This window comes from Bacillus sp. FJAT-49711, assembly GCF_018343715.1.
Taxonomy (GTDB): Bacteria; Bacillota; Bacilli; order Bacillales; family Bacillaceae_C; genus Lederbergia.
The window spans coordinates 25,264-42,228 of sequence record NZ_JAGYPL010000007.1 but is presented as its reverse complement, the minus strand read 5'-3'; the positions used below and the strand labels follow the sequence as shown (position 1 = coordinate 42,228).

General features: G+C 38.3%; 17 protein-coding genes and 1 riboswitch. Of the genes, 13 read left to right on the top strand and 4 right to left on the bottom strand.

Annotated features, from left to right (window positions below; all coding sequences use genetic code 11):
* Positions 1-35: 35 nt before the first annotated feature.
* A complete protein-coding gene (locus KHA96_RS21905; RefSeq protein WP_213131475.1) occupies positions 36-680 on the top strand; it encodes a DsbA family protein in 645 nt (214 codons plus the stop codon).
* Positions 673-1,077, top strand: a complete 405-nt coding sequence (locus tag KHA96_RS21900; RefSeq protein ID WP_213131576.1) for a disulfide oxidoreductase — start codon at positions 673-675, stop codon at positions 1,075-1,077. Before KHA96_RS21905 ends, KHA96_RS21900 begins: the two co-directional genes overlap by 8 nt.
* Before the next feature lie 278 nt (positions 1,078-1,355).
* On the opposite strand, the gene KHA96_RS21895 is transcribed toward KHA96_RS21900, so the two are convergent.
* Positions 1,356-1,691, bottom strand: coding sequence for a 2Fe-2S iron-sulfur cluster-binding protein (locus KHA96_RS21895; protein WP_213131474.1), 336 nt, complete (start codon positions 1,689-1,691; stop codon positions 1,356-1,358).
* Positions 1,692-1,854: 163 nt separating this feature from the next.
* Between KHA96_RS21895 and cdaS the strand changes: the two genes are divergently transcribed.
* The 7 genes from cdaS to KHA96_RS21860 all read left to right on the top strand — a co-directional run bounded on the left by cdaS (position 1,855) and on the right by KHA96_RS21860 (position 9,321).
* The gene (cdaS, locus tag KHA96_RS21890) at positions 1,855-2,475 is read left to right on the top strand and encodes a sporulation-specific diadenylate cyclase CdaS (protein ID WP_213131473.1); all 621 of its coding nucleotides are present in this window, start codon (positions 1,855-1,857) and stop codon (positions 2,473-2,475) included.
* 137 nt (positions 2,476-2,612) lie between these two features.
* A complete protein-coding gene (locus KHA96_RS21885; protein ID WP_213131472.1) occupies positions 2,613-3,662 on the top strand; it encodes a C45 family autoproteolytic acyltransferase/hydrolase in 1,050 nt (349 codons plus the stop codon).
* 81 nt (positions 3,663-3,743) lie between these two features.
* Entirely contained in the window at positions 3,744-4,181 is a 438-nt protein-coding gene (locus KHA96_RS21880) for a MarR family winged helix-turn-helix transcriptional regulator (RefSeq protein ID WP_213131471.1), read from the top strand.
* Between the two features lie 56 nt (positions 4,182-4,237).
* Positions 4,238-5,179, top strand: coding sequence for a ring-cleaving dioxygenase (locus tag KHA96_RS21875; RefSeq protein ID WP_213131470.1), 942 nt, complete (start codon positions 4,238-4,240; stop codon positions 5,177-5,179).
* Between the two features lie 16 nt (positions 5,180-5,195).
* Positions 5,196-6,254 carry an LLM class flavin-dependent oxidoreductase gene (locus KHA96_RS21870; RefSeq protein WP_213131469.1) on the top strand — a complete coding sequence of 353 codons (1,059 nt, stop codon included), beginning with the start codon at positions 5,196-5,198 and terminating at the stop codon, positions 6,252-6,254.
* A 1-nt stretch (position 6,255) separates the two neighbouring features.
* Entirely contained in the window at positions 6,256-6,822 is a 567-nt protein-coding gene (locus tag KHA96_RS21865; protein WP_213131468.1) for an NADPH-dependent FMN reductase, read from the top strand.
* A gap of 582 nt (positions 6,823-7,404) precedes the next feature.
* Positions 7,405-9,321, top strand: coding sequence for an alkaline phosphatase family protein (locus KHA96_RS21860; RefSeq protein ID WP_213131467.1), 1,917 nt, complete (start codon positions 7,405-7,407; stop codon positions 9,319-9,321).
* A 72-nt stretch (positions 9,322-9,393) separates the two neighbouring features.
* On the opposite strand, the gene KHA96_RS21855 is transcribed toward KHA96_RS21860, so the two are convergent.
* Positions 9,394-10,566: a pyridoxal phosphate-dependent aminotransferase gene (locus KHA96_RS21855; protein ID WP_213131466.1), complete on the bottom strand. Its 1,173-nt coding sequence runs from the start codon at positions 10,564-10,566 to the stop codon at positions 9,394-9,396.
* 335 nt (positions 10,567-10,901) lie between these two features.
* Between KHA96_RS21855 and KHA96_RS21850 the strand changes: the two genes are divergently transcribed.
* The 4 genes from KHA96_RS21850 to KHA96_RS21835 all read left to right on the top strand — a co-directional run bounded on the left by KHA96_RS21850 (position 10,902) and on the right by KHA96_RS21835 (position 14,432).
* On the top strand, positions 10,902-11,684 hold the full coding sequence (locus KHA96_RS21850; RefSeq protein WP_213131465.1) for a carbon-nitrogen family hydrolase: 783 nt from the start codon (positions 10,902-10,904) through the stop codon (positions 11,682-11,684).
* A gap of 49 nt (positions 11,685-11,733) precedes the next feature.
* A riboswitch (SAM riboswitch) is annotated at positions 11,734-11,840 on the top strand.
* Between the two features lie 75 nt (positions 11,841-11,915).
* Positions 11,916-12,929: a methionine ABC transporter ATP-binding protein gene (locus KHA96_RS21845; protein ID WP_213131464.1), complete on the top strand. Its 1,014-nt coding sequence runs from the start codon at positions 11,916-11,918 to the stop codon at positions 12,927-12,929.
* Positions 12,919-13,584: a methionine ABC transporter permease gene (locus tag KHA96_RS21840; RefSeq protein ID WP_213131463.1), complete on the top strand. Its 666-nt coding sequence runs from the start codon at positions 12,919-12,921 to the stop codon at positions 13,582-13,584. The genes KHA96_RS21845 and KHA96_RS21840 overlap by 11 nt, the downstream gene beginning before the upstream one ends.
* A 20-nt stretch (positions 13,585-13,604) precedes the next feature.
* Complete coding sequence (locus KHA96_RS21835) at positions 13,605-14,432, top strand: MetQ/NlpA family ABC transporter substrate-binding protein (protein ID WP_213131462.1); 828 nt, start codon at positions 13,605-13,607, stop codon at positions 14,430-14,432.
* A 113-nt stretch (positions 14,433-14,545) separates the two neighbouring features.
* Here KHA96_RS21835 and KHA96_RS21830 read toward each other — a convergent pair whose 3' ends face one another.
* Both KHA96_RS21830 and KHA96_RS21825 read right to left on the bottom strand, forming a co-directional pair.
* Positions 14,546-15,487 (bottom strand): L-lactate dehydrogenase, encoded by a 942-nt coding sequence (locus tag KHA96_RS21830; protein ID WP_213131461.1) that lies wholly within the window; start codon positions 15,485-15,487, stop codon positions 14,546-14,548.
* Between the two features lie 117 nt (positions 15,488-15,604).
* Complete coding sequence (locus KHA96_RS21825; protein WP_213131460.1) at positions 15,605-16,951, bottom strand: glycosyltransferase family 2 protein; 1,347 nt, start codon at positions 16,949-16,951, stop codon at positions 15,605-15,607.
* Positions 16,952-16,965: the final 14 nt, after the last annotated feature.

Sequence of the window (16,965 nt, the reverse complement as noted above, 5' to 3'; positions counted from 1 at the left end):
CACTACAATATGTAGTTTTACTAAGGAGTGTTGATATGTCGAAGAAAATCTTTTGGATCGTTGGTATATTGGCTATTTGTATCATAGGGATTATTGTGTTAAAGGATGTTCAACAGAAGTCTGTCGTGATTGACTATGAAAATCAACCGTTCTTAGGTGAAGAGACAGCACCTGTTGAAATTATTGAATTTGGCGACTATAAATGTCCACACTGTAAAGATTTTAATGATAGTATTTTTCCGATTATTAATGAAGATTTAGTTGAAACAGGGAAAGCGAAGTTTTACTTTATTAACTTTGCATTTATTAGCCCTGATTCAACGACGGCTGCACAATTTGCCGAAACCGTTTATCAAGAGCTCGGCAATGAAAGATTTTGGGAGTTTCATCATTTATTATTCGCAAATCAAATGACAGAATCGGGAGAAATGAACCTTTTTTCTGATGAATTTCTGAAAGCTATTTTAGCTGAGGTTTCCAGTCCTGAAGAGGCGGAACAAGTTATGCTTGCTTACAGTGAGGGAAAAGGGGATGCAGCTTTGAAGAAGGATTTGGCTATAGCTAAGAAATTAGGTATTTCCTCAACACCATCGATCTATATTGATGGAAAACAATTTGAAGGCGGAAGCATGGATGATTTAATCGAAATGGTGGAAGAGGCGACTCCACGTGGTGAATAAGCCCCTTTTACTTGCATGGATTACATCGATTATCGCGATGGGAGGGAGCTTATTCTTTAGCGAGCAGATGGGATTTATACCTTGTACACTTTGTTGGTATCAGCGTATTTTAATGTATCCACTTGTTATTTTTCTAGGAATAGCTTTTTACCGGAATGATAATAGCATTTATAAGTATGTTCTGCCGGTGTCGGTAATTGGCATGATTGTATCTAGTTATCATTACGCATTGCAAAAAATTCCCTCGTTACATGAATTTGCTGCATGTACGAGTGGAGTCCCATGCTCAGGTCAATATATAAATTGGTTCGGCTTTGTCACAATTCCTTTCTTGGCACTTCTTGCTTTTACAATCATTACAATTATGATGCTCATGATGATGAAGCGAAAATATTAAATGAAAAAAACATTCAATATGAATAAAACATAAAAATAATCAAAGTGAATGATTCATCTAGGATTGGACTTCAAATCAAATACTAAAAAAATAAAGGCGATTATTTAAAGGAACATGATTAATGCCGGACATATTCGTCTTACCACAGTTATCAAAACACTCATTTCAAGACTCTCAAAACTTTTAGTTTGAGGGTCCTTTTAATGAGTAGTGAATTCATTTAGGAGCCTCTCTTTTGATGCATAAGGGTGCAATTATCGCAACACCTTGATTGTTTTTTAGTCAGCAGGTCTTGGGCCAGCTTTTCTTCCGGTATTTTCAACGGTCATGATCGGTCGAACGGTTATGTCTCCATTCACACGAATTTGACAAGATAAGCGTAAGCAATCTTCGAATAAATCTTCATCAACGCCTTTATTAGCAAAGGCTTTTTTTTCTTTATTCGTAACTTCCATAAAATTACCCGCTAATACTTCCACCCTACAAGTAGTACATTTCGCATTTCCACCGCAGCGATGGAGAATATTTATACCGTTATCCTCAAGAGCGAGAACTAATCTTTTTCCCATATCCACTTTAAAAGTTTTTCCACCGAATACTGATACGATAGGCATACATCTACCTCATCCAATTATTATTGTAGACAACGTTACCAAATAAATTGATAAGAGTTTTTCTTATGGTGATACATTTACCTATTTTTATACAAAAGGATTGCTGAATGTCACATATCGTCTTCACACATAATAAACACATATGTCACGGGAGGTGCGTCTTTTGAATAATTCAAATTGTGATTTTTCACCTATGAAACAGACGATAAAGGAGGAGATTGGCCAAGTAATATTGGCATTGCAGGCTAATTTGGATGTGATGGATCAGGAAGACTATTGTCTTCTTGGAAATTTTGAAAAAATAAAAGAGCATTTTATCTCTATCGATATGAAGGCTGCTAGCTTTTACTTAAATTGTTATTTGGCTCCGTTTACAGATAAATATTTAGAACTATCCATTTGTATTCAAAATATGTCACACCGGAGACATGGCGGGCTAATTGTGATTCAACGTGAAGATGTTCTTGAACCTCTCGTCAAACCGGGAATTTCAATAAAAGCAGATTTAACGCATTCATTACTAGAATCTATATTCTTTCCAGGAAATCCACTTCACGATGGTGCTGTAATGGTAAATGCTAATCAGATTGTTTCAGCAGCTAATGTTCTTCCACTTTCAGACAGATTTGTAGGTGATAAAAAACTTGGTACACGACATCGGGCTGCATTAGGTTTATCAGAACGGAGCGATGCCCTCGTACTCGTAGTTTCAGAAGAGACAGGCAGGATTTCATTCGGGTTTAATGGAGAGCTTTATCCAGTTAATAATGGGGAGTCCCACTAGTAATCATAAGAATTTTGTGAGCCATGAGGAACCGTCCTTTTTTGAGGTTTTTTACTTAAAACTTTTTCAGTTGAGTAGTAAAGTGACGTTAACTAGAGAACTTTCGACCGTATATCTTGTTAAAGGGGGGATGATGAATGGGTGATGTTTATAGTGAAGTCGTTCAATTTAGAGGAAATCATTACGATTTTGGCTATATGCAAGGTGAGGTGTTAAAGGATTCTCCTATTTTATATAATCGTCAAAAGCAATGGGCTTCAAAGAGAAAACGTCATTTTAATATAGATGAAAAAGAAGCTATTCTTTTATTCTCTAAAATAATTCCTAGTATGTTGGATGAATTGCATGGATTAGCTGATGCATTAAACTGGACAATGGAAGATGCTCTAAGAGAATTTGGTGGTTATTATGTTGAATACGAGAAAAGTGGATGCTCTATTTTAACGGGGTCTGAATTTTTAATTCGAAATTATGACAGCCACCCAGGTTACTATGAAGGAAGGTATACCATTTATCAGCCAACGGATACTGGGTATGCTGTCATCGGTCCCTCCATGCAAATAACAGGACGAACGGACGGAATGAATGAAAAAGGGCTTGCGATGGGTTATAACTTCATTAATCGTCTTAGGTCAGGAAATGGTTTTGTATGTAATATGATTGGCCGCATCATCCTAGAAACTTGTGCAAATGTTGAAGAAGCGATCTCTTTATTACAAGAAATTCCCCACAGAACCTCATTTAGTTATGTATTATTAGATCCGAGTGGTGAGACATATGTCGTAGAAGCTTCACCAAGAAAAGTAGTAGCAAGAAAATCGAATATAAGTACGAATCATTTTGAACTATTAACAGAAGAAAACCGCTATCGTATGAATGACTCTTTAAGGAGACAGAAAGAACTGAAAAAAAATCAAAGTGATGATCTAAATGTATTTGAGGCTTACCGAATATTGAACGAAGATGAAAAAGAGATATTTTCCAGCAACTACGGCGCATCGGCTGGAACAATCCACACATCTGCTTATGTGCCGAAAGATAAAAAGGCTTTGTTTGCGATTGGGGGTAATCGAATGCCGGTCATTTTTGATTTTAGTCGCTTTTTAGAAGGTGAAAATATTAATATTAAGAGGATTAAGGGTATTCTTAATTATGATACGCCATTTATCAATATGGGCATAATTTGAGACTTTTTAGTTTGTCGCTACTTGATTTTCCATCACTTGAGTGGTAAAGTGATGTTAAGGTTAGTGAAGGGAGGGAATAATTTGCGTAATAATACACTTGGATCATTAATCTGGCTGCGTTTAATGCGCTTTACAAACCAAAGTAATCAGTTGTCTAATGAATTTCTAAAGCCATTTGGTTTAACTACTGCTCAATTTGATGTACTTGTGCAAGTTATGACATATCAGCCGCTTACACAGTGCGACTTGGCTGAAAAGGTAACCGTTACGCAAGGCGGCATCTCCCGTATGCTCTCCCGACTTGAAAAAGAAGGCTATATAAATAGAAAGCAAGACTGGAAAACGAAAACAATTAGTTTAACTGAAAAAGCTGAAACTGTATTAAAAGAAGCATTGCCTGCACAACTCGCGTTTCAATCGTCACTTTTTGATGATGTTTTAACTGAAGAAGAAACGAAAACATTATATACACTTATGACAAAAGTTCATAAATATAGCCAAAAAAGAGAATTACCGTAAGAGTAATTTTTTTTACACCATCACTTGACTAGTCAATTTAAAAAGGAGGAAGCAATATGTATAAAATACCTGGTCATCATCACATTTCAATGATTACAAAGGATGCTTATACTAATAATCACTTTTATCAGAAGGTATTGGGACTACGGAGAGTGAAAAAGACAGTGAATCAAGATGATCCTTCAATGTATCACTTATTTTACGGTGATTTAACAGGCAGTGCGGGAACGGAGCTGTCATTTTTTGAAATGCCTTATGTAGGAAGGACGTATCGTGGCACAAATGCCATTACACGAATCGGCTTACTTGTCCCATCATTTGAAAGCCTCGAGTATTGGAAAAAGCGTTTTGAGTCAATGGATGTTCGGCACGGTGAAATAACAAAATATGCTGGGCGAGATGGGCTCCATTTTGAAGACTCCGAAGGACTGCGAATGGTTTTATTAAATAATAACGGTGATGATGTTCCTGAATATTGGACGTCTTGGGGAGATTCTAGCATTGATGAAAAGCATCGCATTTTAGGAATGGGAGCAGTTGAATTAACAGTCCGACGTTTGGAAAAGACAGCGAAAACATTACAAGAAGTGTTTGGCTATGTTGAAGTTAGCCGTACAGATGGCGAGGCTATTTATCAATCAGTCAAAGGACAAACATTCGGAGAAATTGTTATTAAGCAGCAAGATGGAGAGAGAGAAAAACCTGGTAAGGGAAGCATTCATCATCTGGCAATTCGTGTGAAAAATGAGGAAGAATTGCTTTATTGGGAAGCGGCAGTAAAAAAGCGAGGTTTCCACTCATCTGGAATTGTCGATCGTTTTTACTTCAAGAGCCTATATTTCCGTGAATCCAATGGCATTCTATTTGAGATTGCAACAGATGGTCCTGGATTTACTGTAGACTCGACAGTTGAGGAACTAGGTAAAACATTAGACTTACCACCGTTTTTGGAAGAACGACGGGTAGAAATTGAAGCTAAATTGGCGCCCATAGATTAAAAAGGAGTGAAGTGGCATGGAGCAATATCGTATCGATCCAAGTAAAGGCATTGAATTTGGTTTATATTCGATTGGAGATCATTTATTTAACCCACATACAGGTGACATGATAAGCGCAGAACAGCGGATTCGAGAACTAATAGAGGCGAGTAAGCTTGCGGATGAGGCTGGCATTGATGTTTTTGCAGTCGGTGAAAGTCATCAAATCCATTTTACAACTCAGGCACATACCGTCATTTTAGGGGCGATTGCGCAAGCAACGAAAAATATAAAGATTGCCAGCTCGGCGACAGTGTTAAGTGTATCTGACCCTGTTCGAGTATATGAAGATTTTGCCACAATTGATCTAATATCAAAAGGGAGAGCGGAAATTGTCGCTGGACGTGGTTCACGCGTTGGGGCATACGATTTGCTCGGGTACAATGTTCGTGATTATGAGGAATTATTTGAAGAAAAATTAGAACTGCTTCTGAAATTGAACAATGAAGAAAAAGTAACATGGGAAGGACAATTCCGAGCACCGCTTAAAAACGCTATGATCCTCCCGCAGCCTTTGAACAGTCATTTGCCAATCTGGCGCGCAGTAGGAGGACCTCCTGCCAGTGCGATTAAAGCTGGATACGCGGGAGTACCGATGATGCTGACGACACTTGGAGGTCCTGCCATTAACTTTAAAGTATCAGTGGATGCGTATCGTGAGGCGGCTGAGCGCAGCGGTTTTGATCCGAAGACTTTGCCAATCGCAACGACGAGTTTATTTTATACAGCAGAAACTTCTCAAGATGCTCTTAAAGAATACTACCCACACGCGAATTCTGGTATGTTAGCGTTGCGTGGGGGCGGCTATCCAAAACAACAATTTGCGCAAGCGACTGATCATCGAGATGCGTTAATGATTGGCAGTCCACAGCAAATCATCGAAAAGCTGATTTATCAATATGAACTGTATGGTCAACAACGCTTTATGGCGCAGATTGATTTTGGTGGAGTGCCATTTGATAAAATTACGAAAAACATTGAAATAATTGCGACCGAAATTATGCCAGCTATTAAGAAATATACAAGGAGTGAATAACATGAAAATTGTTGGAATTTCGGGTTCAAATGTTGGAAGTAAAACGAGAATAGCGATGGATTACACCCTTAATAAAGCTCGTGAAAAGTATCCAGATGCAGAGATTACCTTACTAGATTTAGCTGAATATGAAATGGTTTTTAGTGATGGACGCAACTATTGGGAGTATGATGGCGATACAAAGTATGTAACGGAGACCATTATGGGGGCAGATGCTATTATAATCGGAACTCCTGTATTTCAAGCTTCAATTGCAGCCACATTAAAAAATATTTTCGACTTATTACCAGTTAATGCTTTTCGAGATAAAGTAGTGAGTATTCTTGTGACAGCAGGAACAGCAAAACATTATTTGATGGCAGAACAACAATTAAAGCCAATACTTGCGTATATGAAGGCACATATCGTTCCTACGTATGTATTTATAGAAGAAAAGGATTTTTATCGGAATGAAATCGTGAATGATGATATTATTTTTCGAATGGAGCGTTTAGTGGAAGATACGGTGCTTCTTGTAGACGCATATCGAAAGATTCGTGAAGCAAAAGATGCAGAATATAACTTTTAAATTCTATTGTATATAAAATACGTAAAATCGAGGCTGGGACATAACTAAAACAATCAAACCTAAAGACGAACAATGATCTAACTTAGCGGAGGAAATATACGAAGACTCCTGTGGGAGGAAGGCATAGGTGAGACCCCGCCGCACGGGACGAGCGAGGAGGCTCGCCAGCCACCCACGGAAAGCGAAGTATATTTCCGGAGCGGGTATATACACTAAACAACCTATTGTTCGGATTTATCTTTGTCGGAAATAGTTATGTCCTGGTCTCTTTTAATGGTTGTAATATTGATCGCAAACTTCATTTTCACTCGTATAAAAAACCATTAGCTGCTCCGCCTGTATCGCATATTACCTCAAATACTTTACTGAGTAGACCTTAAATCATGGTTGAAATCTCTTCAAGTAAATATCCCAGGAGTATTACAAAGATTAAGAGAATCTAGTTTTTTCTATGAAACATATCCTCATCTCGATAATCCCTTTGTAAGATTAGTGCAACCCCCGCTTAAGAAAGCAAAAGCTTAGTCCTTGTCCGCGATGGGTATACATCATACAAGCTAGAGAGATAGGTGTGATACAGACATGAAAAAACAGATATTATTATTAGCAACAATTGTATGTATGATGAATAATGGTTTCGCTGCTATAGCTGCAGAGGAAAAGGGATCAACCTTGATCGTTTCATTTGATGGTATGCGCCACGACTATTTAGAAGGTTTTATGAGAAAAGGGGACATGCCGCATTTTAGTGAAGTGGCAGACAAAGGAATGAAGGCAAAAAATATACAGACTATTTTTCCTTCCTTGACTTCAGCTTCGCATGCCGCTATTGCGACAGGGGCAAGACCAAGTTCGACTGGGATGGTCAGTAATGAAATTCATAAACCAAACAAAAACATAGCAAACCGGGATAGCGCCTTTTTTTCTTCACTTGATGCTGAACCGATGTGGTCAGTAGCTCGTAAAGAAGGAAAAACAACAGCAACCATTCTTTTTCCAGGCTCAAATCCTGAGTATGGAAATAAGGCAGATTACGCAGTTTATTATGGTGATACATGGGCCGAAAGTGATTTTGTTTCCTTAGATTTTAAGAATGAAGAAAGCTCTAAAAAGACAAGTTTCCGATTAAAACTTAATGATCATGACAATCGCATCGTTTATATTATGGCGAAACGCTCAAGTAAACAAAAAAAATATGACACTTTTTATTTTTCTTTTGAAAAAAACATGAAATCTGCAGAAAAGGTTCATTTAAATGATTGGGGCTCCCTTTCCTTTGCAACAAAAAATAAGGAACTGGCGGGTTTTTCTTTTAAATTAAAGGCAAAAAAACCTGATCTTTCCGATGCTAAGTTGTATAGGACAGCCGTAACATCAGCTGTGATTGAAGGCCCTGCAGATTTTAGGAAAACGATTAATGAGAATTTTGGTTTTTTTCCTGTGCAAGATGATGATGCAGCACTTAAGAAAAAATGGATAACCCGTAAAGAATACGAAGAAATTAGTACGTACTTTGCGCAATGGACTACGGATGTCTCCTTATATATAAAAGAGCGCTACAAACCCGACCTCTTATTCTTTTATTATCCACAAGTCGACCATGAATCCCATAATTACCTGCTTATTGATCCGAGGCAGCCTGGCTTTTCAAGAGAAAAATCTAAACGATATATAGGATATATCCGTTGGGCGTATCAATTATCAGATAACATGCTCGGCAAAGTTCTATCAAAAATAAATGAAAAGGATCGTATTTTTCTAGTATCTGACCACGGAATGGAGCCAGTTTACTCGAGATTATCACCTAATGAAGTGCTGGAGAAAAAAGGCTTATTGTTTAAAGACAGCGATGGAAAAGTAGATGTGAAGAAATCAAAAGCTTTTGCGGTTGCCAGTGGTACGATTGCCCATGTATTTATCAATTTAAAAGGAAGGGAAAACGGTGGAATAGTAGATCATAAGGATTATTCGTCATACCAAGAAGAAATTGCCTCCATTTTTAAAAATGTACAGTTGGAAAAAGAAGGAGTTCCACTCAAACATTATCTATCCCAATGGTGGGGGGAGCTTGTTGGGAACAATGAAGAGATCCATAGCGTATCTGTATCGATAACGGATACAAAGCTCTTTGGTTTTACAAACCCAAAAGTTAATCCTTATGAAAAAGTCATTTTATCCAACAGTGGTCAAAAGGGACAAATTGAACATGAATATACAGGGGATGTTCTATTAGTTGCTAAAAAAGGGTACTACATGGCTCAAGATGACGGAGATGAAGTAATGGCTGCTGAAGTGCTTGGAAATCATGGAGGGAATCCATCAAGAAAAGAGTTATTTCCTGTTCTTTTGGCAGCAGGAGATGGAATACCTAAGGGAACAATCGATTCAAAGATCTCCACCTTGGACATTGCACCGACCATATATAAATTAATGAATATAAAGCAGCCTCATTTTGTTGAAGGGAAGGTCATACGTGAATTAAGAGGTGAAGAAAAATAGAAAGAAATTATCATCAATAAATAAAAGACTCTTAGTTTGAACTGAGAGTCTTTTAAAGTTTCACCAAAGCCCTTAAAATAAACCTAAATCCCCTATTCTTCTTGCCGCTTCCCGCAGCCTCTCTTCAGTCGTTAGTAAGCCAACTCGTATATATCCTTCGCCGTACTCTCCAAATCCAATCCCTGGCGCAACAGCTACATGTGCTTTTTCCAGTAATAAATTAGCGAATGCTTCAGACGTATAGCCGTCAGGAACTTTAAGCCAAGCGAAAAATGAGCCTGGAGGAGCTTGTACATTCCAGCCAATTTCGTGCAAGCTCGAAATAAGGGCATTTCGCCTCTTCTCATACGTTGCATTTAGTTCCATCGCGCATTCTTGAGAAGCTAATAACGCCTCCGTTGCGGCATCTTGTACTGCACCAAATAAACTAACATATAAATGATCTTGCAAAAGATTAATGGCTTCAATGACGGAATGATTTCCTACTGCAAATGCAACACGCCAACCAGCCATATTATACGTCTTGGACATCGTATATAGTTCAATTCCAACATCCTTTGCTCCTTTAGCTTGTAAGAAACTGACAGGCTTCTTACCATCAAAGCCAATCCCTCCGTAAGCAAAATCATGCACGACGCATATATGATGCTTGGATGCAAAGTCGACTGTCTCATTAAAAAAGTTAAGATCAGCTACAGCTCCAGTAGGATTATTCGGATAGTTAAGGATCAACATTTTTGCCTTTTCAGCAACCTCTGACGATATCTCTTTATACTGTGGCAAAAATTGATGTTCAGCTTTTAATGGCATCATTTCCATCTGTACCTGTGCGAGTGCTGCTCCGGACCAATAATCGGGATAACCCGGATCAGGTACAAGCATCGTGTCCTTAGGATTCATCAGGCATTGTGGCAATTCGACTAAACCTGCTTTTCCACCGAATAAAACGGCCACCTCTTTTTCAGGATCTAGCTCCACCCCATATTCCCGTTTATAATATTCGGCAACTGCTGCCTTTAATTCTAATTTGCCGCGAAATGGGGGGTAACGATGATTGCTAGGTTCCTCAGCAGCATTTTTTAATCGATCCACAATATGTGATGGAGTCGGAAGATCGGGATTTCCTTGCCCAAGATTAATAACATCATGGCCATTAGCTATGTATTCATTTACTTTTTGCACGAGTGAGGCAAAAAATTGCTTTGGCAGTTGTTTTAAAACGTCCGAAGTTTCAAAATTCTTCATCGTGACACCTCTATAAAAATAGTGATTTTTCCTTTTCATTTCTAGATTTATGACATATTATACTAGCTTATAAATAATAGTCATACTGAAAATAGCTATCTGCGTCCAGCTCCAGCGCCTATCGACTAGCATACTTCTTGTCCTTTTCCCTACGATAAGTCAAAGGCCGAAGAAGGAACGTCGACTAAAAGCCGCCACATCCTATGGCGACGCCGACGGACCCACATCCTGTGGGCCTGTACGTCGATAAACAGGCGCTTGCGCTTTTATACTTTAAAATGTTATAACGAAAGATAATGTTTGTAAAGCGCAGAAAAAATAAGGGGGAATCCGGATTGAAGTGGAAAATTGGTTGTATCCAAATGGATATTGCTTTTGGAGATCCGAAACAAAATTTCATTGCTGTGGAACAATGGTTTGAAAGAGCAGCGAAAGAACAATGCTCCGTCGTTGTATTACCTGAATTATGGACGACGGGATATGATTTAACACGCTTGGACGAAATTGCCCATGAAGAAGGAAAAGATGTTCTGCAATTTTTACAAAAACAAGCGAAAAAACATAAATTTCATATCGTCGGAGGATCAATTGCTAAAAAAGTAGATAGCGGCGTAAAAAATACGATGTATGTCATTGATAAGGATGGAAAGCTTGTCCATGAATATAGTAAGCTTCACTTAATCCAACTTATGGATGAGCATTTATACTTACAAGCTGGTCAGGATGAGACTACTTTCACGATTGATGGGGAAACAGCGGGTAGCTTTATTTGTTATGATATAAGATTCCCAGAATGGTTGAGGAAATCAGTCATAAACGGTGCCAAAGTATTATTTGTTGTTGCAGAATGGCCAGCTCCCCGCCTGGATCATTGGCGCATTCTTTTGCAGGCGCGAGCCATTGAAAATCAGTGCTATATCATCGCTTGCAACCGGCCTGGTTCGGATGCGAATAATGAATTTGCCGGCCATTCTATGATCATTGATCCGTGGGGAACGATTACCGCGGAAGGGTCTTCAGAGGAAGAATTATTACTCGGTGAAATAGATTTTCAAGAACTTGATGAAATCCGCAGCCGTATTCCTGTTTTTGATGACCGCAGGCCTAAATTTTATTGACAAGCTCATCACCTTCCTTCATAATAATTTCAATGAACTTAATATATTACACTTATCAAGAGTGACTGAGGGATCAGGCCCGATGATGTCCGGCAACCCCCTAATATGGGAAAGGTGCCACTTCCTGCGGAATGAAAACATTCTGGGAGATAAGTCGAAAATAAATGAACGATTATTTTTCGATGTCTCTTTCAAATGAAAGGGACATTTTCTTTTTATGAGGTGGATACGATGATCAAAATAAACAATGTAACAAAGAAATACCAAACCAAAAAAGGAGAAGTCATCGGAGTCGACAATGTTTCATTAGCCGTTAAAAAGGGTGAAATTTTTGGAATCGTCGGATATTCAGGTGCAGGGAAGAGCTCCCTTCTCCGTTGTATGAATCTTCTTGAAGAACCAACTTCAGGATCTGTCGTTATTAATGGTATTGAATTAACGAAGCTTTCCGCAAAAGAATTGCGTCAAGCGCGCCAAAAGATAGGAATGATTTTCCAACATTTTTATTTAATCAGCTCTAAAACGATTATCGGGAATATTATTTTTGCTTTAAAAGCAGCTGATTATCCAAAGGCAGAACGAGTCAAAAGGGCGGAAGAACTTCTTCAGATGGTAGGACTTGCGGATAAAAGGGATGTGTATCCAGCGCAATTAAGCGGTGGACAAAAACAGAGGGTAGGGATAGCAAGGGCTTTAGCTAATAATCCAGACGTTCTCTTATGTGACGAAGCAACCTCTGCGCTTGATCCGAGTACAACTAAATCAATATTAGCACTTTTGAAGGATATTAATGAAAAGCTAGGATTGACGATTGTTCTTATTACCCATGAAATGGAAGTTGTTAAAGAAATTTGTCATCGAATGGCTGTTATGCAAAATGGAGAAATTGTTGAGGAAGGCTCCGTTTACGATATTTTCGCATCGCCAAAAGCAGAGCTGACGAAGGAATTCATCGGTGATATTCTTCAATTGGACATACCTGAGAAATTGATCGAGGAATGTAAAGGCCCTCTTGTAAAAATTCAATTTAAAGGTTCTAAAGCAGGTGACACAGTCGTATCCGATATGCTCCAGCTTCATCGCGTGAAAGGGAATTTTCTGCACGGAAAGATTGAATATATTCAGGAAGAACCGTTAGGGATATTTATTTTAGAAATTATGGGTGAGCAATCGGAAGTGGCAAAGGCTATTAAATACTTGCAGGATAGAACGGGAAATGCAGAGGTGATGACACATGGGGCTTGATCATATAATTGAAATGCTTCCGGATTTGAATAAAGCATTTTTTGAAACATTATACATGGTTGGCATCTCGCTTTTTGTAGCTATTCTTGCTGGTCTTCCGTTAGGTGTCATTTTATTCGTGACAGACGAAGGAATGTTTTTGAAGCAAAAATACGTAAAATCAATCGTCGGCTTTATCATCAATTTAATTAGATCAATCCCATTTATTATTTTACTAGTATTACTCATTCCTTTTACGATGTTGATTGTCGGAAAAGTTATCGGGCCTACAGCTGCGTCAGTTTCATTATCAGTTGCAGCGATCCCCTTTTTTGCTAGAATTGTAGAAACTTCTTTTCGAGAAATCGATAAAGGTGTGATTGAAGCTTCTATTTCAGTAGGAGCTACTCCATGGATGATCATCAAAGATGTGCTCATCCCAGAAGCAAAGTCTAGCCTTATACAAGGAGTTACATTGACAACAATTAGTCTAGTTGCATACTCGGCAATGGCTGGAGTCGTTGGCGGCGGTGGAATCGGTGATTTGGCGATCCGTTATGGTTATTACCGCTATGATACAGTTATTATGTTTACGACCGTAATAGTGTTAATTGTTTTAGTTCAACTCATTCAATTAGTTGGAGATCGTTGGGCAAAGCATGCAGATAAAAGATAAAACTTCAGGAGGAAACAGAAATGAAAAAATGGTTTTTTCTATTAACTCTCGTTTTAGTAATGGGAGCACTTGCCGCTTGCGGTGGGAAAGATTCATCAGGTGCAGACAGTGATAAGAAGGAAATTGCTATTGGTGCAACAGCTGGTCCATTTACAGATATGGTGACAAAGGCTATCAAACCTGGTCTTGAAAAGAAAGGCTATAAAGTAAAAGTAGTAGAATTCAGTGATTATATCCAACCTAATAATGCATTAGGAACTGGAGATATTGATGCTAACGTTTTTCAAAATAAAATCTATATGGAAACTTTTGCAGAGCAAAACAAATTAAACTTAGCTGAAGTGATTACAGTGCCGACCTCTCCGATGGTTGTCTTCTCAAATAAATTTAAATCGATTGATGAAATCACAGATGGTGCTACTTACGCCTTGCCAAACGATCCTACAAATATGGGTAGAGCATTATTAATTTTGGAACAAGAAGGCTTGATTACATTGAAGGACGATGTAAGCCATTTGACCATTTCCGAAAAAGATATAAAAGATAACCTAAAAAATCTTAAGTTCCAACCATTAGAAGCAGGCCAGCTTGCACGTGCAATTGAAAGCACAGATATGTCGGCAGTACCCGGAAACTTCGTTTTTGCAGCAGGTCTTGATATGAATGAAGGTATTATGATTGAAAATATGAGAGATGCCCACCGCAACCGAGTTGTCATCGATGCAAAAAACAAAGATGCACAATTTGTAAAAGATATTAAAGAAGTCGTAGAATCAAAAGAATTTGAAGATGTGATTGACAGCGACTTCGTTGGTTTTACAAAACCGGATTGGATGGAAGATAAGTAATAATAGAGCTTAATCGAAATGACCCCTTGCCGTTTTGGCTGGGGTCATTTATTCATAGGTTTAATCTATGTAAATAATAAAGATCGCCTATTCGGCTAGCCTGCACCTACTCTTCAAAAATGAGGTTTCAATATCTCTTTTATTACATTTGCACTTTTATGAAAAAGCAGTTGCTCTTCCTCACTTAGCTCCAATTCAACAATTCCCCTTATCCCATTTCGATTCACGATTGCTGGTACTCCAATATATACATCATTTTCCTTATACTCTCCTTCTAGTAGAGAAGATACTGTAAGGATTGTATTTTCATTTCTCAATATTGCTTTTGTCAGTCTTACAAGTCCCATTGCAATTCCGTAATACGTTGCGCCTTTGCTTTTAATGATTTCATATGCGGAATCCCGTACTTGCAAGAAAATCTTATCTAAGTCTTCTTGTTTATATCGTGGACCACGCTCAATCATTTTCAGGACAGGCACACCTCCAATATCTGCAAGGCTATAAACAGGAAGTTCGCTATCTCCATGCTCACCGATGATATAAGCATGAACATTATTAGGTGCAACCTCAAAATAATCCCCTAGCATATATCTAAAGCGTGCCGTGTCTAGGATAGTCCCTGAACCTATGACTCGTTCTTTTGGAAGACCACTATAACTCCACGTGGCGTATGTTAATATATCAACCGGATTTGTAGCAACAAGAAAGATTCCGTCGAAACCGTTGTCCATTACGCTATCTACTATTGATTTGAAAATCCTTAAGTTTTTTTCTACTAATTGAAGTCGAGTTTCGCCTTGTTTTTGATTCGCTCCCGCGCAAATGACGACTAGATCGGCATTCGCACAATCTTCGTACTGTCCAAAGCGAATATGAGTTAAATCAGGAGCAAATACTTTCCCGTGATTAAGATCCATTACATCTCCAATCGCTTTTTCTGTATTGACATCGATCATGATCATTTCGTCAGCAATTCCTTGATTCATTAGGGCAAAAGCATAGCTTGATCCGACAAAGCCTGTTCCAATGATTGCTACGCAATTTCCTCTTTTCATATAATCCTGCCTCCATAAATTAGCATAGTTAAGTTCAACTTATTATAGAGTAGGCAACTCGTATATGTCTAATGAAGTAATATGAGTTTTCAGAGTGCTTAAATATCTATTTTATCCTTATTTCCACTTTCGTCGCACCTTAAATAACTCTTGGAAATACCCATAGACAGAAGTAGGTGACATGATCATTTGGTAAGCTAGGACAAAAAAGATAAACCCTATTAGATTTTTTCGGACTTTTAAGTTTAAGGGTTTAAACACGTACTTTGATTGATAGATGTATAAGATGCCATAACTAATAAGGGTGAGTGGCAGTACGAATAAAGTCATGGGACCGACAATCCAATAATGTCCAAAAAAAGCCAATACCAGCCCCGGCAACCAACAAAATGTGTAAATAACATCTAAATAAGGCATGATTAAGTTAATTCCTGTCAAATACTTTGTGTATATTTGAGGCTGCTGCCAAGGCTTTACTTGTTTTAGCCCTTCAATCATCCCTCTTGCCCATCTAGAGCGTTGGCGAATAAAGTGAATCAATGAACTAGGGACTTCCGTAAAAGCAATCGCCAGCGGTTCAAAATAAATCCTCTGCCTTTTTTCAAGCAACTTCCATGTCAACACAATGTCTTCGCCAATTGCATCTGGCCACCCATTTATTTCTCGAATACTGTTCGTTTTATAGAGGCTATAAGCGCCTTGAGCTACTAATGTTCCTTGATAGAGACCTTGTAATCGTTTAATAGAAGCAATTCCAAGAAAGTAGTCCCATTCTTGTATTTTTGTCCATATATTATCGCGGCTATTTTTGACTAAAATGGAACCTGCTACAGCGGAGACATCATTTGGGCTGCTCTTAATTCTCGCGACTAAATATCGAATGGCTGATTGGTGAAGGAGGGTATCCGCATCTAATGTGATTAAATAAGGAGTTTTCACATGCAGTAACCCTAGATTGAGGGCATGGAATTTTCCCGAATTCTTTTCATGTAAAATAACCATATTTAACTGAAAGTCTTCTTTTGCTTTCAAGGCATTATTAACTGTTTGGTCTGTCGAGCAATTGTCTATTAAGATTATTTGAATAAACCCTTGATAATCCTGTTTGCTTATATAATGCAATGTATTCTTAATTTTACTTTCCTCATTATGAGCGGCAATAAGCAAAGAAATCGCATCATGTGGATGTGCATCCTTAAAGGGAGGTTGTTTGTCCATGATAAGACTAACTACTAGAAAAGCATTCATATACCCCGGTACATACGAAATCCCTGCGATTACTAAAAGGGCAATTGGCATAGTAATTATTTTGGACAAATCGATCAGCCAAGGCTTGGCTAAATAAATAGAAATGCATAACCACAGCAACGCCACTAAATGACTTAGCCAAAATTTAGTATTTATCTTTATGTAAAATCGCTTTTTGTTGTGTGAAGGGCGAGTAGGTTGATTTTTAGGATACATGTAGGAATCTCTCC